The sequence below is a fragment of the Kribbella sp. NPDC050241 genome (assembly GCF_044459685.1).
Lineage (GTDB): Bacteria > Actinomycetota > Actinomycetes > Propionibacteriales > Kribbellaceae > Kribbella.
This window is the reverse complement of sequence record NZ_JBITJE010000003.1, coordinates 811,994-831,314: the sequence shown is the minus strand read 5'-3', so window position 1 is coordinate 831,314 and position 19,321 is coordinate 811,994. Positions and strand designations below refer to the sequence as shown.

Here is a 19,321-nt window from a genome sequence, read left to right as displayed (position 1 = left end):
GTCAGCCGCAGTACGCCTTGAGGAGGACGGTGCGCATGGCTTGGGTGATCGGGTGGTCGTGGGGGAGGCCGTCGATGTTGACGACTACGACGACTTGGCGGCGGCCGTCTTCGCTGTTCCAGGCCGCGGTCATGTAGCCGGGGATCTCCGAGTCGTGGCCCCAGGCGTCACCGCAGGGGAACGTCTCTCGGAGCAAGCCCAGGCCCCAGCCGCCACCGGGGATGCCCGAGTCGATGGACCCTGGCGGGTCGGTGGCAACAGCGTCGATGGTTTGCATCGCCCGCAGCTGGGCGGGTTTGAGTACGTGGCCGCGCAGCAGGGCGCGATAGAAGCGGGTGACGTCCTCAGGGTTGGACAGGATTGCTCCGGCAGCGCCGAGCAGCGTGGGGCTGAGCGCCGTGAAGTCGACCGGATCCGGGCCGCCGATGATCCAATAGCCGTGGACATAGGAGCCGGGGATCGCCGACGTGGTCGGGTAGCTGGTGTGGTCGAGGCCGAGTGGTTTGAAGATGCGACGGCGCAGTTCGGTGCCGAACGAGTTGCCGGTGGCCGCCTCGACGATCATCGCCAGCAGGAGAGTGTTGGTGTTCGAGTAGTTCCAGCCGGTTCCCGGTGCGTAGAGCGGACCGTGTTCGGCCGCGATCCGGACGCCCTCGCGGGGATCGAAGATCAGGGTCAGGTCGCCACTTTCGAAGTACGGCGCGAAGACCCGATCGTCGCCTGCGTAGTCGTAGATTCCGCTGGTGTGGTTGAGCAATTGGCGGATGGTGATCCCGGCGCCGTTGGGGAAGACGCCCGGGAGCCACTTCTCGACGGAGTCGTTGAGTTTGAGCACCCGATCGCCGACCAGCTGGAGGACCACAGTGGCGGTGAAGGTCTTCGTCACGCCACCGATCCGCGACAGGTCGGCGACCCGGATCGGCGTGAGCGGAGCGAGGTTGCCATACCCGCTGGAGTAGCGATACGTGCGATCACCCACTCGCACGTACGCGACCGCGCCCGGCGCGCCGGCCGTGACGACCTGATCGAGCGCGGCTTGAACTCCGCGGGGCTGACTGGTCGAGGACCGTGCCGGTGCTGAGGGCGACGCCGAGACGACCGGTGCTGTGGCCAGGCTCGCGGCGGTGGCGAGTGCGATGACCGCTACCCACCGGCCACGGCGCGACCGGACAGACTTGTCCGCTGAGGACACGAAACGACTCCTTACGTTGGATGTCCGCCTGTCCCCCGATCCGCGCCAGGGCACGGTCGAGGGACAGTTGGCGGTAGAGCGCGCCAGCTGGCGGGCGATCCCGGCTATGGCGCCGGGACCTGGCCTGGTGCGGTCTGCACCGGCGTGCGGACGGTACGTCGGGTTGCGACGGTCACTACGACGAGCACGATTCCGAGGATCAGTAGGATGCCGCCCACGACGAGCGTGGCGATCGCGATGGGTAGGACGATCGGCAGGGTGCCACCGACGCTGACGTCGGCGTCGACACCCGGTGACCCGTCGGCGTTCATCACGACGACGGACCAGTTGCCGTCAGCAACGTCCCAGTCGAGGGAGCGCGGGCCGGTCCCGCTGTCGGAGGCGACCCAGAAGGTTTGCGCGCTGGGATCGGCCGCGGGTGCGTCGCCCTGGTGCGGAATGTAGCTGACCTTGAACGGGTCGACGTCGATGTCCGAGACCTCCGAGTGGCCGACGCCGTCGAGATACTTGGCGACCTCGCCGGCCGGGCCGATGCCGACGAACAGCGGTGTCTCCGCGTTTGCCGACTCGATCCTGATCCGTACGTCGCCGAGCAGGTCGTTGGCGTAGAGCGCGTCGGGGCCGGTGATGGCGACATCGAGGGACGGCGCGGTCAACGCATAGGCGTCGGTGGTGATGCGTTCGGGGCCCGCGGTGTGATAACCGTCTGCATCGCGTTGACTGTGTGCCCACAGTCCGATGCCGCCGCCGACGAGCAGGCCGCCGCCGAGCAGGATGAGCAGGCTGCCGAGGATCACCAAGACCGTGCGCCAGGCGCTCCAGGAACGGCGTACCGGTGCAGGAGAACTCGGGACAGGCGTGGCCGGGGCCGCGGTCATGAGACGACCTCGCTCGCGCCGGGCGTTCTGATCATCCAGATGCCGAGCCAGATCATCGCCAGCCCGAGCACGATCCCGAACGGCGGCAGCAACGACTGGAAGCCGACCAGTCCGCCGATCACGATCGCGATGCAGATGGCGCGCGGGAAGACGCCGGCCCGGAAACTCGCGAGGCCGAACAGCGCCCAGCCGATCGCGAACAGCAGGTAGCTCGACACGGCGCCGAGGACGATCATGCCGGCCGGATCGGCGTCGAGAACCTCAGGTGCGATATCGGCCAGGTAGGTGACGTAGAACGTCTCGAACCACAGGTCGCCACCGAGGAACATCGTCCCCACCACCGCGCCGATCAGCCCGACGACGCCGAAGCGGCCGGCCTTGTGTGCCTGCCAGCTGTACGCCGCGACCGCGGCGAGCACCAGCAGGCAGAAGGCCACGAAGTACACGACGCCGCTGACCCGGTAGACCGTGTTGGTCGACGTACCGACGTGATCGTCGCGATCGACGATCGGGAAGATCACCACCTCGACCACGACCATCAACACGCCGGCGGCCAACGCGAGCGGCCCGGCCAGGCGGGTGAGTGGTGCGCGGGATGCGGTGCTGCTTGATGGTGTGTGCGATGCGTCCAGATTCGTCATGCTGGACTGCCCCCTCAGCGAGCGGGACCGGCGTTTTCCCCCACCAGGTCCCCAGAACGAATGGACCTCCGGTGGTCCGCCCCGTCCCCGACTGCCAAAGGTGAGACCCGGTGACCGGGTCTTTTTGTACTCTGTCCATAATATGGACGGCGTACAGAAAGAAGTCAACAGTGGAGGTCCTCGTCGATGACGACACCGATGGGACGGCGGACCGGCCGGCCGCGGGCGGTCACGGAACAGGCGATCCTCGACGCCGCCCTGTGGCAGTTGGACGCGGGGGGCGCGGCCGCGGTCTCGATCCGGGGCATCGCTGCTCAGGTCGGCATCGCGCCCAACGCCGTGTATACGTACTACCCCAGCAAGGCCGCGGTGCTGCGGGCTCTGGTCGAGCGGTTCCTGGGCGACGTCAACCACGACCGGTTCGTCGACCGGGACCAGCCCTGGCGGCAACGCGTCGAGGCGCTCGCGCTCGAGCTTCGGACCCACCTCGTCGCGCACCGCGGCGCAGTTCAGCTTCTCCTCGGCGGACCCATGGACGGCCCGAACGCTCTGACCTTGCGCGAGTCCCTCAGCGAGGTCCTCGCCGACGGTGGCTTGGCTTCGGATGACGCCGCCCGTGCGTCGTACGTGCTGCTGGTCTATATCTTCGGCGCGATCGCTCTCGAGGTCGCCGAGCTCGACCAGCGCCGCATCCCTCCGACCGAACGCGACCGCGTCTCCACCCGGCGCGCCGTACTCGACACCCTCCCTGCCGAGGCCTATCCACGCACCACCGAAACGGCCGGCACCATCTCGAAAGACTTCACCACCGAGCAGTTTCTGTGGGGCCTGACGCGCATCCTCAACGGTCTCCAGGCGTGACCCCGAGGGGTTTCACGAACTGCCTGCAGGAGTAGACGCGGCCGAACTCCTTCCGCAGCGCGTCCTCGTGGTCGGTCCAGGCATGGAAGAAGCCGAATCGCGGCATGAGGTCCGTCCGCGGACCGAACGCTCGGCCGGCCTCGTCCGGATCGGACGCGTAGACGTGGAGATACCGCATCCGTTGCTCGAAGCCCTGCGACCGGTACCAGGCCAGGGTGCCCTCGTCGTCGCGCGTCCAGGCGTCGACCTGGGTTGCTCCACGGGCTTGCAGCCGGTCGCAGATCTCGTCGAGAAGTCGTTGCGCCACGCCCATCCGACGGTGGTCAGGGTGCACCGCGATCGTCTCGATGGTCGCCTCCTGACCGGTCACGCTCGCGTCCACCAGTCCGATGAGCTCGTCACCGGCGACCGCCACCAGTTGGAGGCCGGCCTCACGCTGCGGCTTGGCTGTCGCGACGTCGTCGTAGTACGTCGTGTCGAGGAAAGCCAGAACGCGGCAGCGCAGCCACGGCGTCTCGTCGGCGGGCGCATAGTCCCGCACGGTCCACTTCGTCATACCTGTGATTGTCAGGGAGTGGCGTCCAGGACGGCTTGCATGGTGTCGAGGGCTACCGGGAGGGAGATGTGTTCGTGGGTGATCAGCCACTGGGTGTCTGTGCGTTCGAGGCAGACGGTCGAGCGGAGCCAGAGGCTGCGGCTCGGTGATCCGTCGGCCTGCATCGCACCGGTGTCCAGGTGGAACATGTGGGCGATCGCCACGCTCTCGCTGGCCGCGATCTTGAGTTGGTGCGTCTCCAGGCCGATCGGTCCGTCGTACTCGTCGAACCAGCGAAGGAAGTTCTTCCGTACCGCGTCAGCTCCGGAGTAGTGCAGCGGCGGAACGACATCGAAGTAGATGATGTCGGGGGAGTAGAGCGACATCAGCCGCTCGATGTCCTTGTCCCGGCAAGCCTGCTCACGGCTCTCCAGCAGAGCGCCAACCTCATGCTCGGCGTTACTCATAACCACTGCATTCCTCTCGTCCAGATGCGTCGTCAGTACTACGACGAGACGAACCCCCGGAGTGTGAGGATGACCCGCAGGACCGATCTCAGGACGAGGGCAGACGCGCGGCTACGCACGGCGTACGAACTCGTGCGTGAGCTGGATCTGCTCGGACGGTGGAGCCGGTACGGCGACGTGGAGATCGTCGGCTCGGTCGGAATCGGGGTCGTGGTGGCACCCGACATCGATCTGGAGATCCACTCGGATGACCCGCAGGTGGCGGATGGGTTCAGGGTGATGCGTCCGCTGGCCGAGCTGCCGAGGTCGCGGCGGATCACGTACCTCGACGCGCGGGACCGGCATGAGCGGGGTCAGTACTGGAAGCTCGAGTACGAGCTCACACCAGACGAGACGTGGACGATCGACATGTGGGTGCTCAAGCGCGGCGCCTCGAGCGGTGCTCCGTTGACCGCGGCCTTGAGGGATGCACTGAGCCCGGAGCTGCGTGATCGCGTGCTCGCGATCAAGGAAGAAGCCGTCGCGATCGGTGAGCGGGCGTACGGCTACTGGCTCTACCAAGCGGTGCTGGACGCCGGAGTACGGAGCTTCGCCGAGTTCCGCACCTGGCTCGGCGACCGCAACATCTACGACCGCACAGGCTGGATGCCGGGTCGGGTTGCTCAGGATTGAGCTATTGGGAAGTGGGACCAGCCCCACTGGTCGTTGTCGGCGGGGGTGAAGTTCCAGACCAGCCGTTCGGCGGTTTGCAGGAAGTGACTGGATGGTACGGCGAGCGGCGGGTACGGGACCTGCCGGAGCAGGCGTACGGCGTCCTCGACCGGGAACCACCGCGCGTCGGTGATGTAGCCATCGGGATCGTCGATGCAGAACGACGGATCGCCCACCGAGACCACGTAGTTCCACGACTGTGTCGCCGCCTCGCCCTCAATCGTCGAGATCGTCCGCCACACCAGCTTGAGCGCATCCTCATCCACCCGGAGCCCCGTCTCCTCCCGCAGCTCCCGCACCGCCCCGCGCGCCGGCGTCTCGCCGTCCTCCACGGCACCACTCGGCAGATTCCAGTACTCCGCGTCCCACGCGTCGTACTGCTCCCGCACCAACGCCACCTGCCCGTCGTACCTCGCGACGACCCCGCAGTATCTCCGCATCGGACCACCTTGCCCGGTCTTCTGAAGGACCGGAAAGTTCCGGAAGGGGAGTGTCCGGAATCGGGCTTACGGTGACGGCATGACCTTGATTCCGTGGGAACCGCCGTTGGCGGGCACTGAGGTTGAGCACTTGGTCGGGGCGCTCGAGCGGTTGCGTACGACGTTCCGGTTCAAGGCGGACGAGTTGGATGCGGCCGGGATGCGAGCGCGGATCGGTGCGTCGACGCTGACGATCGGCGGGTTGCTGAAGCACCTGGCCGCGAACGAGGACTACATGTTCAAGGTGAAGCTCCGGGGCGAGCCGATGGGGGAGCCGTGGACCGTGAACGGATGGAGTGACGACAACGACTGGGAGCTCAACTCCGCCGTCGACGACACACCGGAGGAGCTGTACGCGTGGTGGGACGGCGCGGTCGAGCGGTCCCGTGCGACGCTGCAGGCGGCGATCGCCGACGGTGGGCTCGACCAGCCGGCGCACATCACCTGGCCGGACGGGCGGCACGCCAGCCTGCGCCGCCTGGTCTGCGACCTGGTCGAGGAGTACGGGCGTCATACCGGTCACGCCGACCTCATCCGGGAGTCCATCGACGGGCGAGTCGGCGAGGACCCGCCCGACGGCTGGCACCCCGTCGGCGCCAAGACCTCGCAACCTGCCTGACGCTCACTTGATCCGCTCCAGGGTCCCATCCGGAGTGACCGCGACCGTGGTCGTGACCTGGTGACTGTGAGGTTGATCAGCATCCGCGATCCCTGCCACGACGTGGCGTAACTGACCCGTGCGCGGCCGAGTGAGTTGGTGCCGAGCGCGAGCCACTTCGCGAGTTCGAGCCGGCGCGCCTTGATCGTCGTACCCGGGTCGACGCCACACCGCTGCAGTACGTCGACCGCCCGGCCCCACAGCGAGTAGTTGAACTGCGCGTACGAGGTGGACTGCTCGTTGGTCGAACCCTGCGCGTCGATCGAGGTCGTGATCGTGCTGGTCAGCCGATTGACGGCGAGCTTCTTCAGATCGCCGCGGCCGAGCGTGCAGCCGACGCCGAACTGCGCGATGCTCTCGTCGGTGCCGTGGTTCCAGGCGCCGCTCCAGTTCTTTTGCAGGAACCACCCATGGTCGAGCAACGGTCGACGCCGGGAGATCCCGGAAACGTCGCGTGACAGCGGGTGTGCGGTGCCTATTCGAGGCCTACTCGAGCTTCGCCGTCATCTGTCCCCCAAGGCCGATTTGTCGTCTGTGTGTTTGATGGTTCGACCCACACAAAAGGTTGTCCGGATCCCCTACTTCGGTTCCCGGAGTGCCCGGAAGGGCAGGATTCAATGGCTCTGGATCGCCCTCAGGATCAGCGAGTTGCGGGCGTCCTGGCCGACCGGCTCGGTGGTGTGTACGCCGTCGCGCAGGTACGTCGCGGGCCCGCTCGGCTGGGTGGCGAGGTACTCGGCCCACCGCACGACCTTCAGATTCGGGTGGCGCGCCGCGGCCTGGTCCAGCTGCTGGTTGATCCAGGCGCTGTTCCGCTCGTCGGCGGCCCGAACGGTGGCCGACTTCTTGAAGCGGCCGGCGTGCACGTTCACCCAGTACACGGTCCGCACCGGGCCCACGATCTCCATCGTGCGCTCGACCTGCGCCGCGAAGGCCGGCGGGTCGAAAATGTCGTTGGTGCCGACCGCCATCACGATCCGGCCGGGCAGGCCGTAGTGGTGTGACCACTCCGCCAGCGCGTCGACCGCGGCGGAGGCCGGCTCACCCGACCAGTCGTGGCTGGCGATCGGGTCGCCGGTCTGCGCCGTCACCATGCGCTCGAGGGCCGCACCGTCCTGGACCGAGATGCTGTCGCCGAACAGGAAGATCCCGTTGAACATCAGGGTGTCCCGGATCTGGTCCTCGGAGGCGATCCGCCGGGCCAGGTTCTGCCACGAGCCCAGCTTCCCCGACCCGTAGTCGTCCTGGGCCGGCGCGGGATCGGCCGGCCCCGGCGCGCCGCCGATGGACGGCTCGGACGGAGTACCGGCGGAGGGATCGGGCGCAATGACGTTGCTGATCGCGGTGCTCGGCCGCGGGGGCTCCAGCAGAACCAGCACGCCGCCGATAAGGGTCAGGACCGCAAGCGTCACCGTCATGGCAACGATCGGGTCGATGACATGCTCACGCAGCCGGCGTCGCTGACTCAACAGCCCTCACTCCCCCACAGAACTCTCGCGCACGGACCCTTCTACATCCTTCAATGTCGTGAATCCGCAAAACGTTGCAAGATCCGCGGGCGCCGTGCCCGAACAGAGACTAGACAAGCCGGACAAGCACCCGCCCACGGCTCACCCCCGACACCTACAAGATTTCCCCCCGGCGCAAAAAGTTGCCAAGCCCGGGTGATCCGCGGTGGATGTCGAGTCGTGGATTTGGGTCGGGTGTTGCCGGGGTTTCGCTGCGAAGATCCACGACTCGGCGGCTGCCTGGGGTCGAGCGTGCCTCAGTGCTTGAGGGTGTAGCCGTCGCTGGTCAGGCGGGCGCGGAGGTCCTTGACCTCGGCGGGAGGACGCTGGCGCGGCGAGGCGTCGCGGTCTTTCGGGTCCTTCTTCTTTCGCCTGAACCACTTCATGGGTCGAGCATGACGGACGAACCGGGCGAACGGTAGGTTTTCGAGGGTGGAAGCCGACAAGTTGCGACGGATCGAGCGGGACCGGTTGACGTGGCTGGTGGACCGCAGGGTCGCCGAGGCCGATGCCGTTCACGCCGACGACTTCGTCATCGTGACGCCGAGCGGGCTCTCGTGGACCAAAGCGGAGTACCTGGGCGGGATCGAGTCCGGCGAGATCGACTACCGCCGCTTCGAACCGATCAGCGAGATCGACGTGATGCTCGACGGTGATGTCGCCGTACTGCGGTATCGCTCCGCGATCGAGATCTCCGTCGGCGGCCGCGAACCCAGCGACCTCGAGGCCTGGCATCTCGACTGCTATTGCCGTACGCCGGCCGGCTGGCAGCTCCGCTGGTCGCAGGCCACCGCGATCACATGAGGGTGCGCCCGCGCCTACCTCGCCCGCTTCCCGCCCAGCCCGAGTCGTGACAAGCCGCCGACATCCGCAGCCGAACGACCACCGAGGTCCAAGCGCGGGTGGCTGCGCAGACGCGACGGCTGAGGTCAGGACGCCCGTTCGGCGTCGCTGCGCTCGATGCAGAACTCGTTGCGCTCGGGGTCGAGGAGGGTGACCCAGCCGCGGCCGTCGGGCAGACGGTGGTCCTCGTGGATACTGGCGCCGAGGCCGAGCAGGCGCTCGACCTCCTCGTCGCGGGTCCGCCCGGTCGGCACCCAGTCGATGTGCACGCGGTTCTTCACCGACTTCGCCTCGGGAACGGCGATGAACAGCATGTCGGGGACCGGCGCCGGGGCGTCGACCAGCACCTCGTCGTCGCCGGGCTCGTCGCCTTCGCCCAGCGGCCAGCCGGTGACGGTGCACCAGAACTGCGCGAGCTCGTACGGGTTCGCGGCATCGATCGTGATGTGTCGGGGGATCATGGGCAGACCCTAACCGCCGTGCGGCCTCGCGGACTGTCGGTGGCGGGGTCTACTGTGCGGGCAAAGAGAGGTATTCGCAGGGGGAAGGGGAGATTTCCGATGGCGTCTCGACTCAATCCGTATATCCAGTTCGAGAGCAGCGCACGGGAGGCGATGGAGTTCTACCAGAGCGTGTTCGGGGGCGAGGTGCAGTCGAACACGTTCGCCGAGTTCGGCGCGAGCCACGGACCGGACGACGACAACAAACTCATGCACAGCCAGCTGGAGACGCCGAGCGGGTTCACCTTGATGGCGGCCGACACCCCGCAGGGGATGCCGTACAACCCGGGCGAGAACATGGCGATCAGCCTGAGCGGTGACGACGGCGACGAGCTGCGTGGGTACTACGCGAAGCTGTCCGACGGCGGCAAGGTGACGGTCCCGTTGGAGAAGCAGATGTGGGGCGACGAGTTCGGCATGGTCACCGACAAGTTCGGCGTCAACTGGATGGTCAACGTCGCCGGCAGCTGATCCGCAGGCGGACGCAGGAGTGCGGCTGGGGGATGGTCGCTGGGTTCAGATCTGGGCCGGCGGCTCCCCTGGTGGCACGCCGGTGCTGTTCCTGCCCGGCTGTCCGGATACCCGGCACGCCGCGTATCCGGGCGAGCAAGCCGCGTTGCGTGCCGACGTGCACCTGGTGGCGGTGAACCGTCCGGGCTACGGGCGGTCGGATTCGCACGCGTCGACATACCTGTCGGTGGCCGACGATGTCGTCGCGGTCGCGGATGCGCTGGCGATCGACCGATTCGCCGTACTCGGAATGTCGATCGGCGGGCCGTACGCACTGGCTTGCGCTGCGCGGCATCCGGACCGGGTGACCGCAGTCGGCGTGCTCGCGAGCCCAGCCAACGTTCCCGAGCTCGACCCGCCGTACCACCGCGACGACCTCGGCCCGGACGAGCAAGCCTTCTTCACTCGGCTCGCGAGCATGACCCCGGACGAGGCGGCCGAGCACATGCGGCCCGACTTCCAGCAGTACGTCGACCGGCTCGACCCAACCGATCCGGACAACGAAGCCCTGGTACGCCGCTTCGTCGCGCAACTACCGCCGTACGACGCCGAGATCGCCACCAGGCAAGGAACGACGGCCGCCGCGGCTGCTGTCCGCGAAGCACTCGCGAACCCGGACGGCTACCTCCGCGACGCCGCGATCTCCTTCAGGCGTTGGGATTTCCACCCCGAGGCGATCACGTGCCCCACCTTCCTCTGGTACGGCGAACTCGACGCGAACGCCTCCGTCCGCAATGGCCACTGGCTCGCCGCGCACCTCCCGCACGCGACCCTGGTCGTCCGCGAGCAGAGCACGCACCTCGCCGTACTGCAGGATCATTGGGACGACGTCCTCACGACTCTGATCAGCGGAAATTGAGTACGGGAACGCGATGCCCGCGGTCTAGCCTGGAGTATGGGACTCAACGATGTGCTGTATGACCCGATCCGCCACAACAACTGGGCGACCAAGAGCCTGATCCAGTTCTGCCGGGCGCAGGGCCTGACCGCCGAGCAACTCGAGGTCACCGGCGTCGGTACGTACGGCGGCATCGTGGCGACGCTGGATCACATCGTCCGCTGCGACGGCAGCTACGTACGCCGTGTCGCCGATAGCCCCCTCGATTTCGTGGACAGCGATGAGGCGCCGGACTTCGACGTGCTCGAACACTGGAACGACGAGGCCGGCGCCCTCTGGGAGGACGTCCTCACCAAGCCGATCGACGTCGAGCGCATCATCATCGTCGACAACAACACCCGCGGTACCCGGCTCGGCATCTTCATCGCGCAGGCGATCAACCACGCCAACCACCACCGCGAGCAGGTCTGCGCGATCCTCACCGGCTTCGGCATCGAGCCCCCGGACATCCAAGCCTGGGAGTACGCCTGGGAGACCGAGCGAATCTGGGACCTGCCTACGTCGTGAGCGGGATGGACTCCGGCACCGGGGTGAGCGGAGCGTTGTAGGCGAACCAGTTGGTCAGGTTCTCGACGACCAGGCCGGCCATAGCCTTGCGGGTGGGCATGGTGGCCGAGCCGACGTGGGGGAGGAGGACCGCGTTGGGCAGGGTGAGCAGGTCGGGGTGGACCTTCGGCTCGTGTTCGAAGACGTCGAGGCCGGCCGCGAGGATGGTGCCGTCGCGAAGCGCGTCGACCAGGGCCTGCTCGTCGACGACTGAGCCGCGGGCCACGTTGATGACGATGCCGTCCGGCCCCAACGCCGCCAGGACCTCGGCGTTTACCAGGTGACGAGTCGAGTCGCCGCCAGGGATGACGATCACCAGCGTGTCCACGTCGCGCGCCATATCCAGCAGCGACGGGTAGTAGCGGTAGCCGACGTCCTTGCGGCGGCGGTTGTGGTAGGCAACGGAGATCCCGAACGGAGCGACCCGGTCCGCGATCGCCTGCCCGATCCGGCCAAGACCGAGGATGCCGACCCGGCGGCCGTGCATCGTTGCCTTGGTCAACGGGTACGCGCCGTCGGTTTCCCACTTGCCGGCGCGCAGGTAGCGCTCGGCCTGGGGCAGTTCGCGGACCGTCATCAGCAGCAGACCCAGCGCCGTGTCGGCGACCTCGTCGTCCAGGACGCCAGGTGTGTTCGTCACGACCACGCCGCGCTCGGCCGCCGCGGCCGCGTCGATCCGGTCGTACCCGACGCCGAAGCTCGCCACGATGCGTACGGCGGGCAGCCGGTCCAGGAACGCGCCGTCGATCAGCGAGCCACCGGTGGCGACGGCAACGATCTCGTCGCGGCGGGCCGCGAGGACCGCGTCCGGGTCGCTCTCCTCCCAGAGCCGGATCAGCTCACAGTGACCGTCCAGACCCGCCGCGACCGCCGGATGCATCGGTCCCGGCATCAGCACCACTGGTAGTCCCATGAGAGTCCTCCTCGCGCGTCCTGCACCGATGTTGACCGCCGCTTTCCCGCCCAACCCTATTTCCCGCCCCCGGAACGGACGACGATCGGGGGAGGAGGTCACCATGATCATCGACTGCGCTTACTACCGGGACGGACACCGCCAGCACGTCGGGGCGATGTCGGTCGAGGATGCCGCCGCCCACTGCAAGCAGGGCGGATTCGTCTGGCTGGGCATGTTCGAGCCCACCCCCGAGGAACTCGTCCAGGTCCGGGAGAGCTTCGGCCTGCACGAACTGGCCGTCGAGGACGCGCAGACCTTCCACCTCCGGCCCAAGGTCGAGCCGTACGAGGGCAACATCCGCCTCGTCATCCTGCGCACCGCCCGGTACGACGACCAGCGCGAAGAGGTGGACTTCGGCGAGGTCAGTGTGTTCGTCGGACCGTCGTTCGTGATCACGGTCCGCCAGGGGGTCGCCAGCGACCTGCACGGCGCCCGGATCCGCCTCGAGGAACGGACCGAGTTGCTGGCGGTCGGCACGAACTCCGTCCTGTGGGCCATCCTCGACCAGGTCGTCGACGGCTACGGCCCGGTCGTGGCGGAGCTGGAACGCGACATCGAGCAGGTCGAGCGGACCGTGTTCGCGGGCTCGGTCGCGCCGACCGAGCGGATCTACTTCCTCCGTCGCGAGGTCACCGACTTCTACCGTGCGGTCCACCCGTTGCTCGCCGTACTCGCGACCATCGAGCGCGGCGCGCGCAACACCGAACTGCTGCCGTACTTCCGCGACGTGCACGACCACCTGGTGCTGGTGAACGAGGAGGTCGCCGCCCAGCGGGATCTCCTCGCGACTGTGCTGGAGGCGAACATGGCGGTGATCTCGGTCGAGCAGACCAAGGTCAGCGTCCGGCAGAACGCGACGATCGAGCAGCTCACCATTCTGGCCACGGTGTTCCTGCCGCTGACCTTCGTCACTGGGTTCTTCGGCCAGAACTTCGGCTGGCTGGTCGACCACATCGGCGCTGAGTGGGACTTCCTCGTCCTCGGGGTCGGTGGCCTGCTGATCCCCTGCCTCGCCCTGTTCGTCTGGTTCCGCCGGCAGCGAGCGGCCCGGCAACCTACCTGACGCGGCAGGTTCATGCGGCCGTCCGCAGTCGTTCCCGTGCGGCACCGAGGGGTCGGGGAGCAGGATCCATCCCTCGGAGGTTTGTGATGCGAAAGCTCCCCGCCCTCATCGCCGCGACGGCCGTCCTGGCCGCCGTGGCGATCCCGTCCGCCTCGGCCGCCCGCCCCGCGGCCCCGGCTCCCGCTGCGCAGGCCGGTGCGACGGCCGAGCCGCCGTCGTACCCGGCGACCCCGCTCACGTCGTACGCCGCCTTCGACGCGAACCAGGCGATCGCGGTCGACGCGAAGTACTTCTACGCGGTCGACAATCGGACGATCACCAAGCACGACCGCCGGACCGGCGAGCCGCTGCTGCAGTTCGCCGGCGACGCCGACGGGCCGTTCAAGCACATGGACAGCGGTGTGGTCGTCGGGTCGAAGCTGTACGCCGTCCACTCGAACTACCCCGAGTGGCCGATGGAGAGCTCGATCGAGGTGTTCGACACCAAGACGATGAAGCACATCGACTCGTACTCGTTCGGCATCTACCGCGGTTCGCTCACTTGGCTGGACCGGCACGACGGCGCGTGGTGGGCCGGTTTCGCCAACTACGACGAGATCTCGGACGACACGAACGAGCCGTACGGCCAGACCTACAACACCCAGATCGTGAAGCTGAACGACAAGTTCGAGCCGCTCGCGTCGTACACGATCCCGAAGCCGATCCTGGACCGGTTCAAGCCGATGTCGAACTCCGGTGGCTCGTGGGGTCCCGACGGCCGGCTCTGGCTGACCGGTCACGACCTCGGTGAGGCGTATGTGATGGAGTTGCCGACGGCGGGCGCCGAGCTGCGCTGGATCGCCACGGTCGACCTGCCCGACGTCCAGGGCCAGGGCATCGCGTGGGACCGCTCGAATCCGCGGAACCCGACCTTCTGGGCGATCAGCCGGCCGAACAAGGTGGTGCACACGTTCGCCATGCCGCTCGACCTGATCAAGACGCCGACCACCAGGGGCTGGCAGGTCCTCGGCCCGGGTCAGTTCCAGAAGTAGTCGGAGGTCGATCGAGTAGCGGACGGAAGCTGTCCGCTACTCGATCGATGCTGGGTACATGACTACTTCAGCGACATTCCACGCGTACTTCGGCTACCGCGACGCGGTCGGCGCACTGCGCTGGCTCGAGAAGGCCTTCGGGTTCGAGACCACGATGGAGGTCCCGGACGACAAGGGCGGGATCATGCACGCCGAGATGCGGTACGGCGGTGTGGCCTTCACGCTCTTCACCGACGAGGAGGGCTACGACAAGCCCACCCGCAAGGGCGACACCGTCGGCCACGGCGTCTACATCGCCTTCGGCACCGAGGCCGAGGTCAACGCTGTCCACGCCACCGCGGTAGCCGCCGGCGCCGAGTCCATCTGGACCCCGGCCACCACCGAGTGGGGCAACTATCGCTGCCGAGTAGCCGACCCCGAAGGCTACGAATGGACCTTCGGCACCCACCACCCAGGCCTCCCCGCCACCTGGTAGACAACTACGGGTGGATCCCAGGCTGATCGTGATCAGAGGCAACTCCGGCTCAGGTAAGAGCTCGGTCGTCGAGGGCATTCGGGCGGCGCATGGGCCTGGGGTTGCCTGGATCGAGCAGGACTATGTGCGGCGGACGATCTTCCAGGAACGCGGTCGGCCGGATGACGCGAGCATTCCGATGATCGGGCAGATCGCGCGGCATGCGCTCGAGCGGGGCTTTCACGCTGTCGTCGAGGGCATCATGCCGACCCTCGGGTACGCCGAGATGTTCGCGGAGCTCGCCCGTGACTATGCGGGGTCGGCGTACTTCTACTACCTGGACATTCCGTTCGAGGAGACCGTCCGGCGGCACGCGTTGCGAGACAAGGCGGCGGCTTTCACGGCCGACGACATGGCGGAGTGGTACCGGCCGCAGGATCTGCTGGAGTGGCCGCGGGAGACGGTGATCAATCAGACCAGCTCGCTCGACGCGACAGTCCAGCGGATCCTGCGCGAGACCGGTTTAGACCCAGCCGCCCAGCTCCAGGTCGGTGATGACGACCGGCTGGCCGGTGGCTAGGGACTGGTTGGCGGCGATGCCGACGGCAACGGCCCGGACGCCGTCGTGGACGTCGGCGGCCCGCCCGAGCGGGTCGTTGCCCGGGCCCTTGAAGAGATCGTCGTAGAGGAGGCGGTCGCCACCGCCGTGGCCGCCGACACCGCGGGGGATCTCGACCTCGACCGCGGGTGCCCAGTGCTTCTGCAGGACGAGCCGCTCGCCGTTGGAGCGCACGTCGCCCGGGATCACCCGGTCCGACGGGTAGCTCGGGTCGATCTGATCATCGATCACAGCCGCCCGCTCGATGACCTCGAGCTCGGCGCGGCCCTCGGTGCCGTTGACCGACACCCGATAGCCCTCCCACGGTGAGTGTGCGTTGAGCGAGTAGCTCAGCCGGGCACCACTCGCGTACTCCGCGACCACCGCCATGTTGTCCTCGATCGTGATCCCCGGACCGAACACGTCCTGGTCGCGCAGGTACCCGTCGTACTGCTCGCTCTCCAGGTACAGCTGCCGGTTGATCTCGTCGGTGCGCAGATCCAGCAACCACGGATCGTTGGCCGAGCCCTCGATCGTGCCCCGGGCAGGTCGTTGCCCAAGGCCACGGGCCGCCGCGTTGTCCGAGCCGTAGAAGAACAGGCCGCCGGACGCGTACACCTTGGTCGGCGTCGACGCGATCCACCAGTTCACCAGGTCGAAGTGGTGCGAGGCCTTGTGCACCATCAGGCCGCCGGAGTTCTTCTTCTCGCGGTGCCAGCGGCGGAAGTAGTCCGCGCCGTGCCGGGTGTCGAGCACCCACTGGAACTCGACGCTGGTGACGGTGCCGATCTCGCCGTCCGCGATCACCTGCCGCAGTGCGCTGTTCCGCGGCGAGTAGCGGTAGTTGAACGTGACGACCACGGACTTGCCGGACTCGTTCATCGCGGCGACGATCTGCCGGGTGCCGTCCGCGTCGATGGTCAGCGGCTTCTCGACGATCACGTCGGCGCCGGCCCGCAGGATCCGGGACACGACCGCTGCGTGCGTGTAGTCGGGGCTCGTCACGACCACCCGGTCGACCGACTGCTCCTTGATCATCCGCTCGAGATCGTCGGCGCCGTACTGCGGCAGCTCGGGACCACCGAGCTCCTTGACATACCGCTCGTGGAAGGCGAGACGGCCCTGGTTCGGGTCGAGCAGGGCGACCAGCTGCGCCTCCTCGGGGTGCTCCTGGAAGATCGCACGGACATACGCCCGCGCTCGCGACCCGGTTCCGGCGACTGCATAACGTCTGGGCACGGCGGACCCTTTCTACTCGTGTAGAACAGCACGCTAGCAACCGCTTTCCAAACCGGTCAACCGTCGTACTATCGGCACATGCCGAAGGCCACCCCCATCACCCGGAACGACGTGGCGCAGTACGCCGGGGTCAGCACCGCTGTGGTCAGCTACGTGGTGAACGAAGGCCCGCGCCGGGTCGCGCCGCAGACCCGGGAACGGGTCCTGGAGGCGATCCGCGTGCTCGGCTACCGGCCGAACGCGACCGCGCGGGCACTCCGGATGGGTACGACGCGCACGTTCGGGCTCATCACGCCGGACGGCGGCAACCCGCTGTTCGCCGAACTCGCCAAGGCGATCGACAAGGAGGCGTCGGCCCGCGGGTACGTCGTTCTGCAGACCAGCGCTGACGGTGATCCGGTCACCGAGCAGGCCAAGATCGCCGAACTGCTGGTCCGCCAGGTCAGCGGATTGCTCCTGGTTGCTCCGACCGAGGATCCGGACCTGACCGAGGTCGGCATCCCGGTCATCGCCATCAACCGGGTGTTGCCGACCGTGAGCTCGGTCCGGCCGCAGTACCGCGCGGGTGCGCGCGCCGGCGTCAAGCACCTGATCGAGCACGGCCATCGCACGATCGGGCTGGTGATCGGTGGTCGCGGCACTGGCGGTCGGGCGCCGGAGCGTGAGCTTGGGTGGCGGGATGCACTTCGCCAGGCAGGGCTCGAGGACGGTCCGATCGCACGCGCGAGATTCAGCCGGCAGGGCGGGTACGACGCCGGCCGGGAGTTGCTCGCGGCAACGAAACGACCGACCGCGATCTTCGCCAGCTCAGACCTGCAAGCGGTCGGCGCACTCCGCGCGATCCACGAAGCCGGCCTCCGAGTCCCCGACGACATCGCGGTAGTGGCCTTCGACGGCACAGCCGAAACGGAGTACAGCTGGCCACCCCTGACCGTCGTACGCCAACCCCTGGACCGCATGGCCCATGAGGCCGTCAGCCGCCTCATAGACGGCGAGGACGCCGTCCAGTCCCTCACCTACCCAACCGACCTGATCCTCAGAACATCCTGCGGCTGCTAGAGCGTGCCGAGGTCTTCGAAGATTAGGGCGGTTCGGGTGGCGAGGACTTCGGGGATGGCCTGGAGTTTTTCGAGGACTACTCGGCGGAGGCCTTCGTTGTCGGCGGCTCGGACCAGGAGGATGGCGTCGAAGTCGCCGCCGACGAGTGCCATGTGTTTGATTTCGGGGATCGCCTGGAGTTGTTCTCTCAGGGTTCGCCAGGAGCTTTGGCGGAGACTGAGAGTGACGTACGCCGAGGTCGCGAGGCCCAGCTTCAGCGGGTCGACCGTGACGGTGAAACCGGTGATGACCCCGGTCGCGGTGAGTCGCTCGACCCGGGCGTAGGCGTTCGCGCGGGAGATGTGGACCTGGTCCGCGAGGGCCCGGATGGAGAGCCGTCCGTCCTGCCCGAGCGCCTCGACGATCTGCCGGTCGACCTCGTCCAGCGCCGGGGCGACGACCATCTGTCCAGGACCGGCCCGGTGGACCGTCACCTCGTCGGACATCTGTGCACCTCGCTTCGCGGCAGTCGGAACCAATCGTCTCGTGATTGTCACAGGTCTGGATCCGATTGGCCATAAGTACGACGATGAGGCCACCGTCCGTCTCCTGCGCAGGAGTGTCCATGACCACCGTCGAGGAGCGTTTGCTCCCCTCCGCCGAACCCGTCCGGTTGATCGACCAGGACGGCGTACCGCACGACCATCCGTCGTACCGGCTGCCCACCAAGGAAGCCCTGGTCGACGGTTACGTTCAGTTGATCAAAGGCCGTCGCATCAACGACCAGGCCAGCGCGCTGGTCCGCCAGGGCCGGCTCGCCGTCTACCCGTCGTCGCACGGCCAGGAGGCCTGTCAGATCGCGGCCACGATGGTGCTCCGCGAGGGCGACTGGCTGTTCCCGACGTACCGCGACACGGTCTCGATCGTGAGCCGCGGTGTCGACCCGATCGAGACGCTGACGCTGCTCCGCGGCGACTGGCACTCCGGGTACGACCCGTACGCGCGCAACGTCGCTCCGCAGTCCACGCCGCTCGCGACGCAGCTCACCCACGCGGTCGGTGTTGCGCACGCGGCCCGGCTGAAGGGCGAGGACACGGTGGTGATGGCGCTCTGCGGCGACGGCGCCACCAGCGAAGGCGACTTCCACGAGGCGCTGAACTTCGCCGCCGTCTTCCACGCGCCGGTCGTCTTCTTCATCCAGAACAACGAGTACGCGATCTCGGTGCCACTCGCCCGGCAGACCGTCGCTCCGTCGCTGGCCCACAAGGGCATCGGGTACGGCGTCCCCGGCGAACGGGCCGACGGCAACGACCTGGCCGGCCTGCTCGCCGTCCTCGGACAGGCCGTGGAGAAGGCACGCTCGGGTGAGGGACCGCAGCTCGTCGAGGCGCACACGTACCGAGTGCAGGCACACACCAACGCCGACGACGCGACCCGGTACCGCGAGGACGACGAGGTCACGCCGTGGCTGGAGCGCGACCCGATCAAGCGGCTCGAGACCTACCTCAACGAGCAGGGTTGGCTCGACGACGCGGTGCGCGAGCGCGCGGAGGCGATGGCGGACCAGGTCGGGACGCGCTTGCGCGATGGACTGATGCCGGAGCCCGAAGTGGATCCGCGGGAACTGTTCACGCACCTCTACTCCGAGCAGACGCAGCAGCTGCGCGAGCAGGCGGCGTTCCTGCGCGACGAGCTGGCGCGAGAGGAGGTCTGAGC

General features: G+C 67.7%; 26 protein-coding genes. 13 read left to right on the top strand and 13 right to left on the bottom strand.

Features of this window, described 5'->3' with window-relative positions:
- Position 1 precedes the first annotated feature (1 nt).
- The 3 genes from ACIBG5_RS18725 to ACIBG5_RS18715 all read right to left on the bottom strand — a co-directional run bounded on the left by ACIBG5_RS18725 (position 2) and on the right by ACIBG5_RS18715 (position 2,711).
- Positions 2 to 1,192, bottom strand: coding sequence for a serine hydrolase domain-containing protein (locus ACIBG5_RS18725; protein WP_396392749.1), 1,191 nt, complete (start codon positions 1,190 to 1,192; stop codon positions 2 to 4).
- 104 nt (positions 1,193 to 1,296) lie between these two features.
- Complete coding sequence (locus ACIBG5_RS18720) at positions 1,297 to 2,070, bottom strand: hypothetical protein (RefSeq protein ID WP_396392748.1); 774 nt, start codon at positions 2,068 to 2,070, stop codon at positions 1,297 to 1,299.
- Complete coding sequence (locus ACIBG5_RS18715; protein ID WP_396392747.1) at positions 2,067 to 2,711, bottom strand: hypothetical protein; 645 nt, start codon at positions 2,709 to 2,711, stop codon at positions 2,067 to 2,069. The genes ACIBG5_RS18720 and ACIBG5_RS18715 overlap by 4 nt, the downstream gene beginning before the upstream one ends.
- Positions 2,712 to 2,897: 186 nt before the next feature.
- Between ACIBG5_RS18715 and ACIBG5_RS18710 the strand changes: the two genes are divergently transcribed.
- Positions 2,898 to 3,572: a TetR/AcrR family transcriptional regulator gene (locus tag ACIBG5_RS18710; protein ID WP_396392746.1), complete on the top strand. Its 675-nt coding sequence runs from the start codon at positions 2,898 to 2,900 to the stop codon at positions 3,570 to 3,572.
- Here the strand turns inward: ACIBG5_RS18710 and ACIBG5_RS18705 are convergent.
- Both ACIBG5_RS18705 and ACIBG5_RS18700 read right to left on the bottom strand, forming a co-directional pair.
- Positions 3,553 to 4,128, bottom strand: coding sequence for a GNAT family N-acetyltransferase (locus ACIBG5_RS18705; protein WP_396392745.1), 576 nt, complete (start codon positions 4,126 to 4,128; stop codon positions 3,553 to 3,555). The two genes, ACIBG5_RS18710 and ACIBG5_RS18705, sit on opposite strands and share 20 nt — an antisense overlap.
- Positions 4,129 to 4,139: 11 nt before the next feature.
- Positions 4,140 to 4,574, bottom strand: coding sequence for a YybH family protein (locus tag ACIBG5_RS18700; protein WP_396392744.1), 435 nt, complete (start codon positions 4,572 to 4,574; stop codon positions 4,140 to 4,142).
- A 69-nt stretch (positions 4,575 to 4,643) separates the two neighbouring features.
- Here ACIBG5_RS18700 and ACIBG5_RS18695 point away from each other — a divergent pair, with 69 nt between their 5' ends.
- The gene (locus tag ACIBG5_RS18695) at positions 4,644 to 5,246 is read left to right on the top strand and encodes a hypothetical protein (protein ID WP_396392743.1); all 603 of its coding nucleotides are present in this window, start codon (positions 4,644 to 4,646) and stop codon (positions 5,244 to 5,246) included.
- Here the strand turns inward: ACIBG5_RS18695 and ACIBG5_RS18690 are convergent.
- Positions 5,237 to 5,725, bottom strand: coding sequence for an NUDIX hydrolase (locus ACIBG5_RS18690; RefSeq protein WP_396392742.1), 489 nt, complete (start codon positions 5,723 to 5,725; stop codon positions 5,237 to 5,239). The two genes, ACIBG5_RS18695 and ACIBG5_RS18690, sit on opposite strands and share 10 nt — an antisense overlap.
- A gap of 79 nt (positions 5,726 to 5,804) precedes the next feature.
- Between ACIBG5_RS18690 and ACIBG5_RS18685 the strand changes: the two genes are divergently transcribed.
- Positions 5,805 to 6,383: a DUF664 domain-containing protein gene (locus ACIBG5_RS18685; protein ID WP_396392741.1), complete on the top strand. Its 579-nt coding sequence runs from the start codon at positions 5,805 to 5,807 to the stop codon at positions 6,381 to 6,383.
- Here ACIBG5_RS18685 and ACIBG5_RS18680 read toward each other — a convergent pair.
- The 3 genes from ACIBG5_RS18680 to ACIBG5_RS18670 form a co-directional block, all read right to left on the bottom strand.
- Positions 6,284 to 6,844, bottom strand: coding sequence for a hypothetical protein (locus tag ACIBG5_RS18680; RefSeq protein ID WP_396392740.1), 561 nt, complete (start codon positions 6,842 to 6,844; stop codon positions 6,284 to 6,286). The genes ACIBG5_RS18685 and ACIBG5_RS18680 overlap by 100 nt on opposite strands.
- 192 nt (positions 6,845 to 7,036) lie before the next feature.
- A complete protein-coding gene (locus ACIBG5_RS18675; protein WP_396392739.1) occupies positions 7,037 to 7,891 on the bottom strand; it encodes a hypothetical protein in 855 nt (284 codons plus the stop codon).
- Positions 7,892 to 8,187: 296 nt separating this feature from the next.
- Entirely contained in the window at positions 8,188 to 8,316 is a 129-nt protein-coding gene (locus tag ACIBG5_RS18670; RefSeq protein WP_360445690.1) for a hypothetical protein, read from the bottom strand.
- 46 nt (positions 8,317 to 8,362) lie between these two features.
- Here ACIBG5_RS18670 and ACIBG5_RS18665 point away from each other — a divergent pair, with 46 nt between their 5' ends.
- Entirely contained in the window at positions 8,363 to 8,734 is a 372-nt protein-coding gene (locus ACIBG5_RS18665) for a nuclear transport factor 2 family protein (protein ID WP_396392738.1), read from the top strand.
- Positions 8,735 to 8,859: 125 nt separating this feature from the next.
- Here the strand turns inward: ACIBG5_RS18665 and ACIBG5_RS18660 are convergent, their stop codons facing one another.
- Positions 8,860 to 9,234 (bottom strand): VOC family protein, encoded by a 375-nt coding sequence (locus ACIBG5_RS18660; RefSeq protein ID WP_396392737.1) that lies wholly within the window; start codon positions 9,232 to 9,234, stop codon positions 8,860 to 8,862.
- Positions 9,235 to 9,333: 99 nt separating this feature from the next.
- Between ACIBG5_RS18660 and ACIBG5_RS18655 the strand changes: the two genes are divergently transcribed.
- From ACIBG5_RS18655 to ACIBG5_RS18645, 3 genes are read left to right on the top strand one after another with little or no spacing between them, the layout of a single operon-like run.
- A complete protein-coding gene (locus ACIBG5_RS18655) occupies positions 9,334 to 9,744 on the top strand; it encodes a VOC family protein (protein WP_396392736.1) in 411 nt (136 codons plus the stop codon).
- Between the two features lie 19 nt (positions 9,745 to 9,763).
- Positions 9,764 to 10,642: an alpha/beta fold hydrolase gene (locus ACIBG5_RS18650; RefSeq protein ID WP_396392735.1), complete on the top strand. Its 879-nt coding sequence runs from the start codon at positions 9,764 to 9,766 to the stop codon at positions 10,640 to 10,642.
- A 36-nt stretch (positions 10,643 to 10,678) separates the two neighbouring features.
- A complete protein-coding gene (locus ACIBG5_RS18645) occupies positions 10,679 to 11,188 on the top strand; it encodes a DinB family protein (protein WP_396392734.1) in 510 nt (169 codons plus the stop codon).
- Here the strand turns inward: ACIBG5_RS18645 and ACIBG5_RS18640 are convergent.
- Positions 11,178 to 12,140: a 2-hydroxyacid dehydrogenase gene (locus tag ACIBG5_RS18640; RefSeq protein WP_396392733.1), complete on the bottom strand. Its 963-nt coding sequence runs from the start codon at positions 12,138 to 12,140 to the stop codon at positions 11,178 to 11,180. The two genes, ACIBG5_RS18645 and ACIBG5_RS18640, sit on opposite strands and share 11 nt — an antisense overlap.
- Positions 12,141 to 12,243: 103 nt before the next feature.
- Between ACIBG5_RS18640 and ACIBG5_RS18635 the strand changes: the two genes are divergently transcribed.
- From ACIBG5_RS18635 to ACIBG5_RS18620, 4 genes are all read left to right on the top strand, one after another.
- Entirely contained in the window at positions 12,244 to 13,245 is a 1,002-nt protein-coding gene (locus ACIBG5_RS18635; protein ID WP_396392732.1) for a magnesium and cobalt transport protein CorA, read from the top strand.
- 86 nt (positions 13,246 to 13,331) lie between these two features.
- Positions 13,332 to 14,276: a hypothetical protein gene (locus ACIBG5_RS18630; RefSeq protein ID WP_396392731.1), complete on the top strand. Its 945-nt coding sequence runs from the start codon at positions 13,332 to 13,334 to the stop codon at positions 14,274 to 14,276.
- A gap of 58 nt (positions 14,277 to 14,334) precedes the next feature.
- The gene (locus ACIBG5_RS18625) at positions 14,335 to 14,751 is read left to right on the top strand and encodes a VOC family protein (RefSeq protein ID WP_396392730.1); all 417 of its coding nucleotides are present in this window, start codon (positions 14,335 to 14,337) and stop codon (positions 14,749 to 14,751) included.
- Positions 14,752 to 14,761: 10 nt separating this feature from the next.
- A complete protein-coding gene (locus tag ACIBG5_RS18620) occupies positions 14,762 to 15,310 on the top strand; it encodes an AAA family ATPase (RefSeq protein ID WP_396392729.1) in 549 nt (182 codons plus the stop codon).
- Here ACIBG5_RS18620 and ACIBG5_RS18615 read toward each other — a convergent pair.
- Positions 15,254 to 16,567, bottom strand: a complete 1,314-nt coding sequence (locus tag ACIBG5_RS18615; protein ID WP_360445712.1) for a Gfo/Idh/MocA family oxidoreductase — start codon at positions 16,565 to 16,567, stop codon at positions 15,254 to 15,256. The two genes, ACIBG5_RS18620 and ACIBG5_RS18615, sit on opposite strands and share 57 nt — an antisense overlap.
- Positions 16,568 to 16,645: 78 nt before the next feature.
- Here ACIBG5_RS18615 and ACIBG5_RS18610 point away from each other — a divergent pair, with 78 nt between their 5' ends.
- Positions 16,646 to 17,626, top strand: coding sequence for a LacI family DNA-binding transcriptional regulator (locus tag ACIBG5_RS18610; protein ID WP_396392728.1), 981 nt, complete (start codon positions 16,646 to 16,648; stop codon positions 17,624 to 17,626).
- Here the strand turns inward: ACIBG5_RS18610 and ACIBG5_RS18605 are convergent.
- Entirely contained in the window at positions 17,623 to 18,111 is a 489-nt protein-coding gene (locus tag ACIBG5_RS18605; RefSeq protein WP_131359784.1) for an Lrp/AsnC family transcriptional regulator, read from the bottom strand. The two genes, ACIBG5_RS18610 and ACIBG5_RS18605, sit on opposite strands and share 4 nt — an antisense overlap.
- 119 nt (positions 18,112 to 18,230) lie before the next feature.
- Between ACIBG5_RS18605 and ACIBG5_RS18600 the strand changes: the two genes are divergently transcribed.
- A complete protein-coding gene (locus ACIBG5_RS18600; protein ID WP_396392727.1) occupies positions 18,231 to 19,319 on the top strand; it encodes a thiamine pyrophosphate-dependent dehydrogenase E1 component subunit alpha in 1,089 nt (362 codons plus the stop codon).
- Positions 19,320 to 19,321 lie beyond the last annotated feature (2 nt).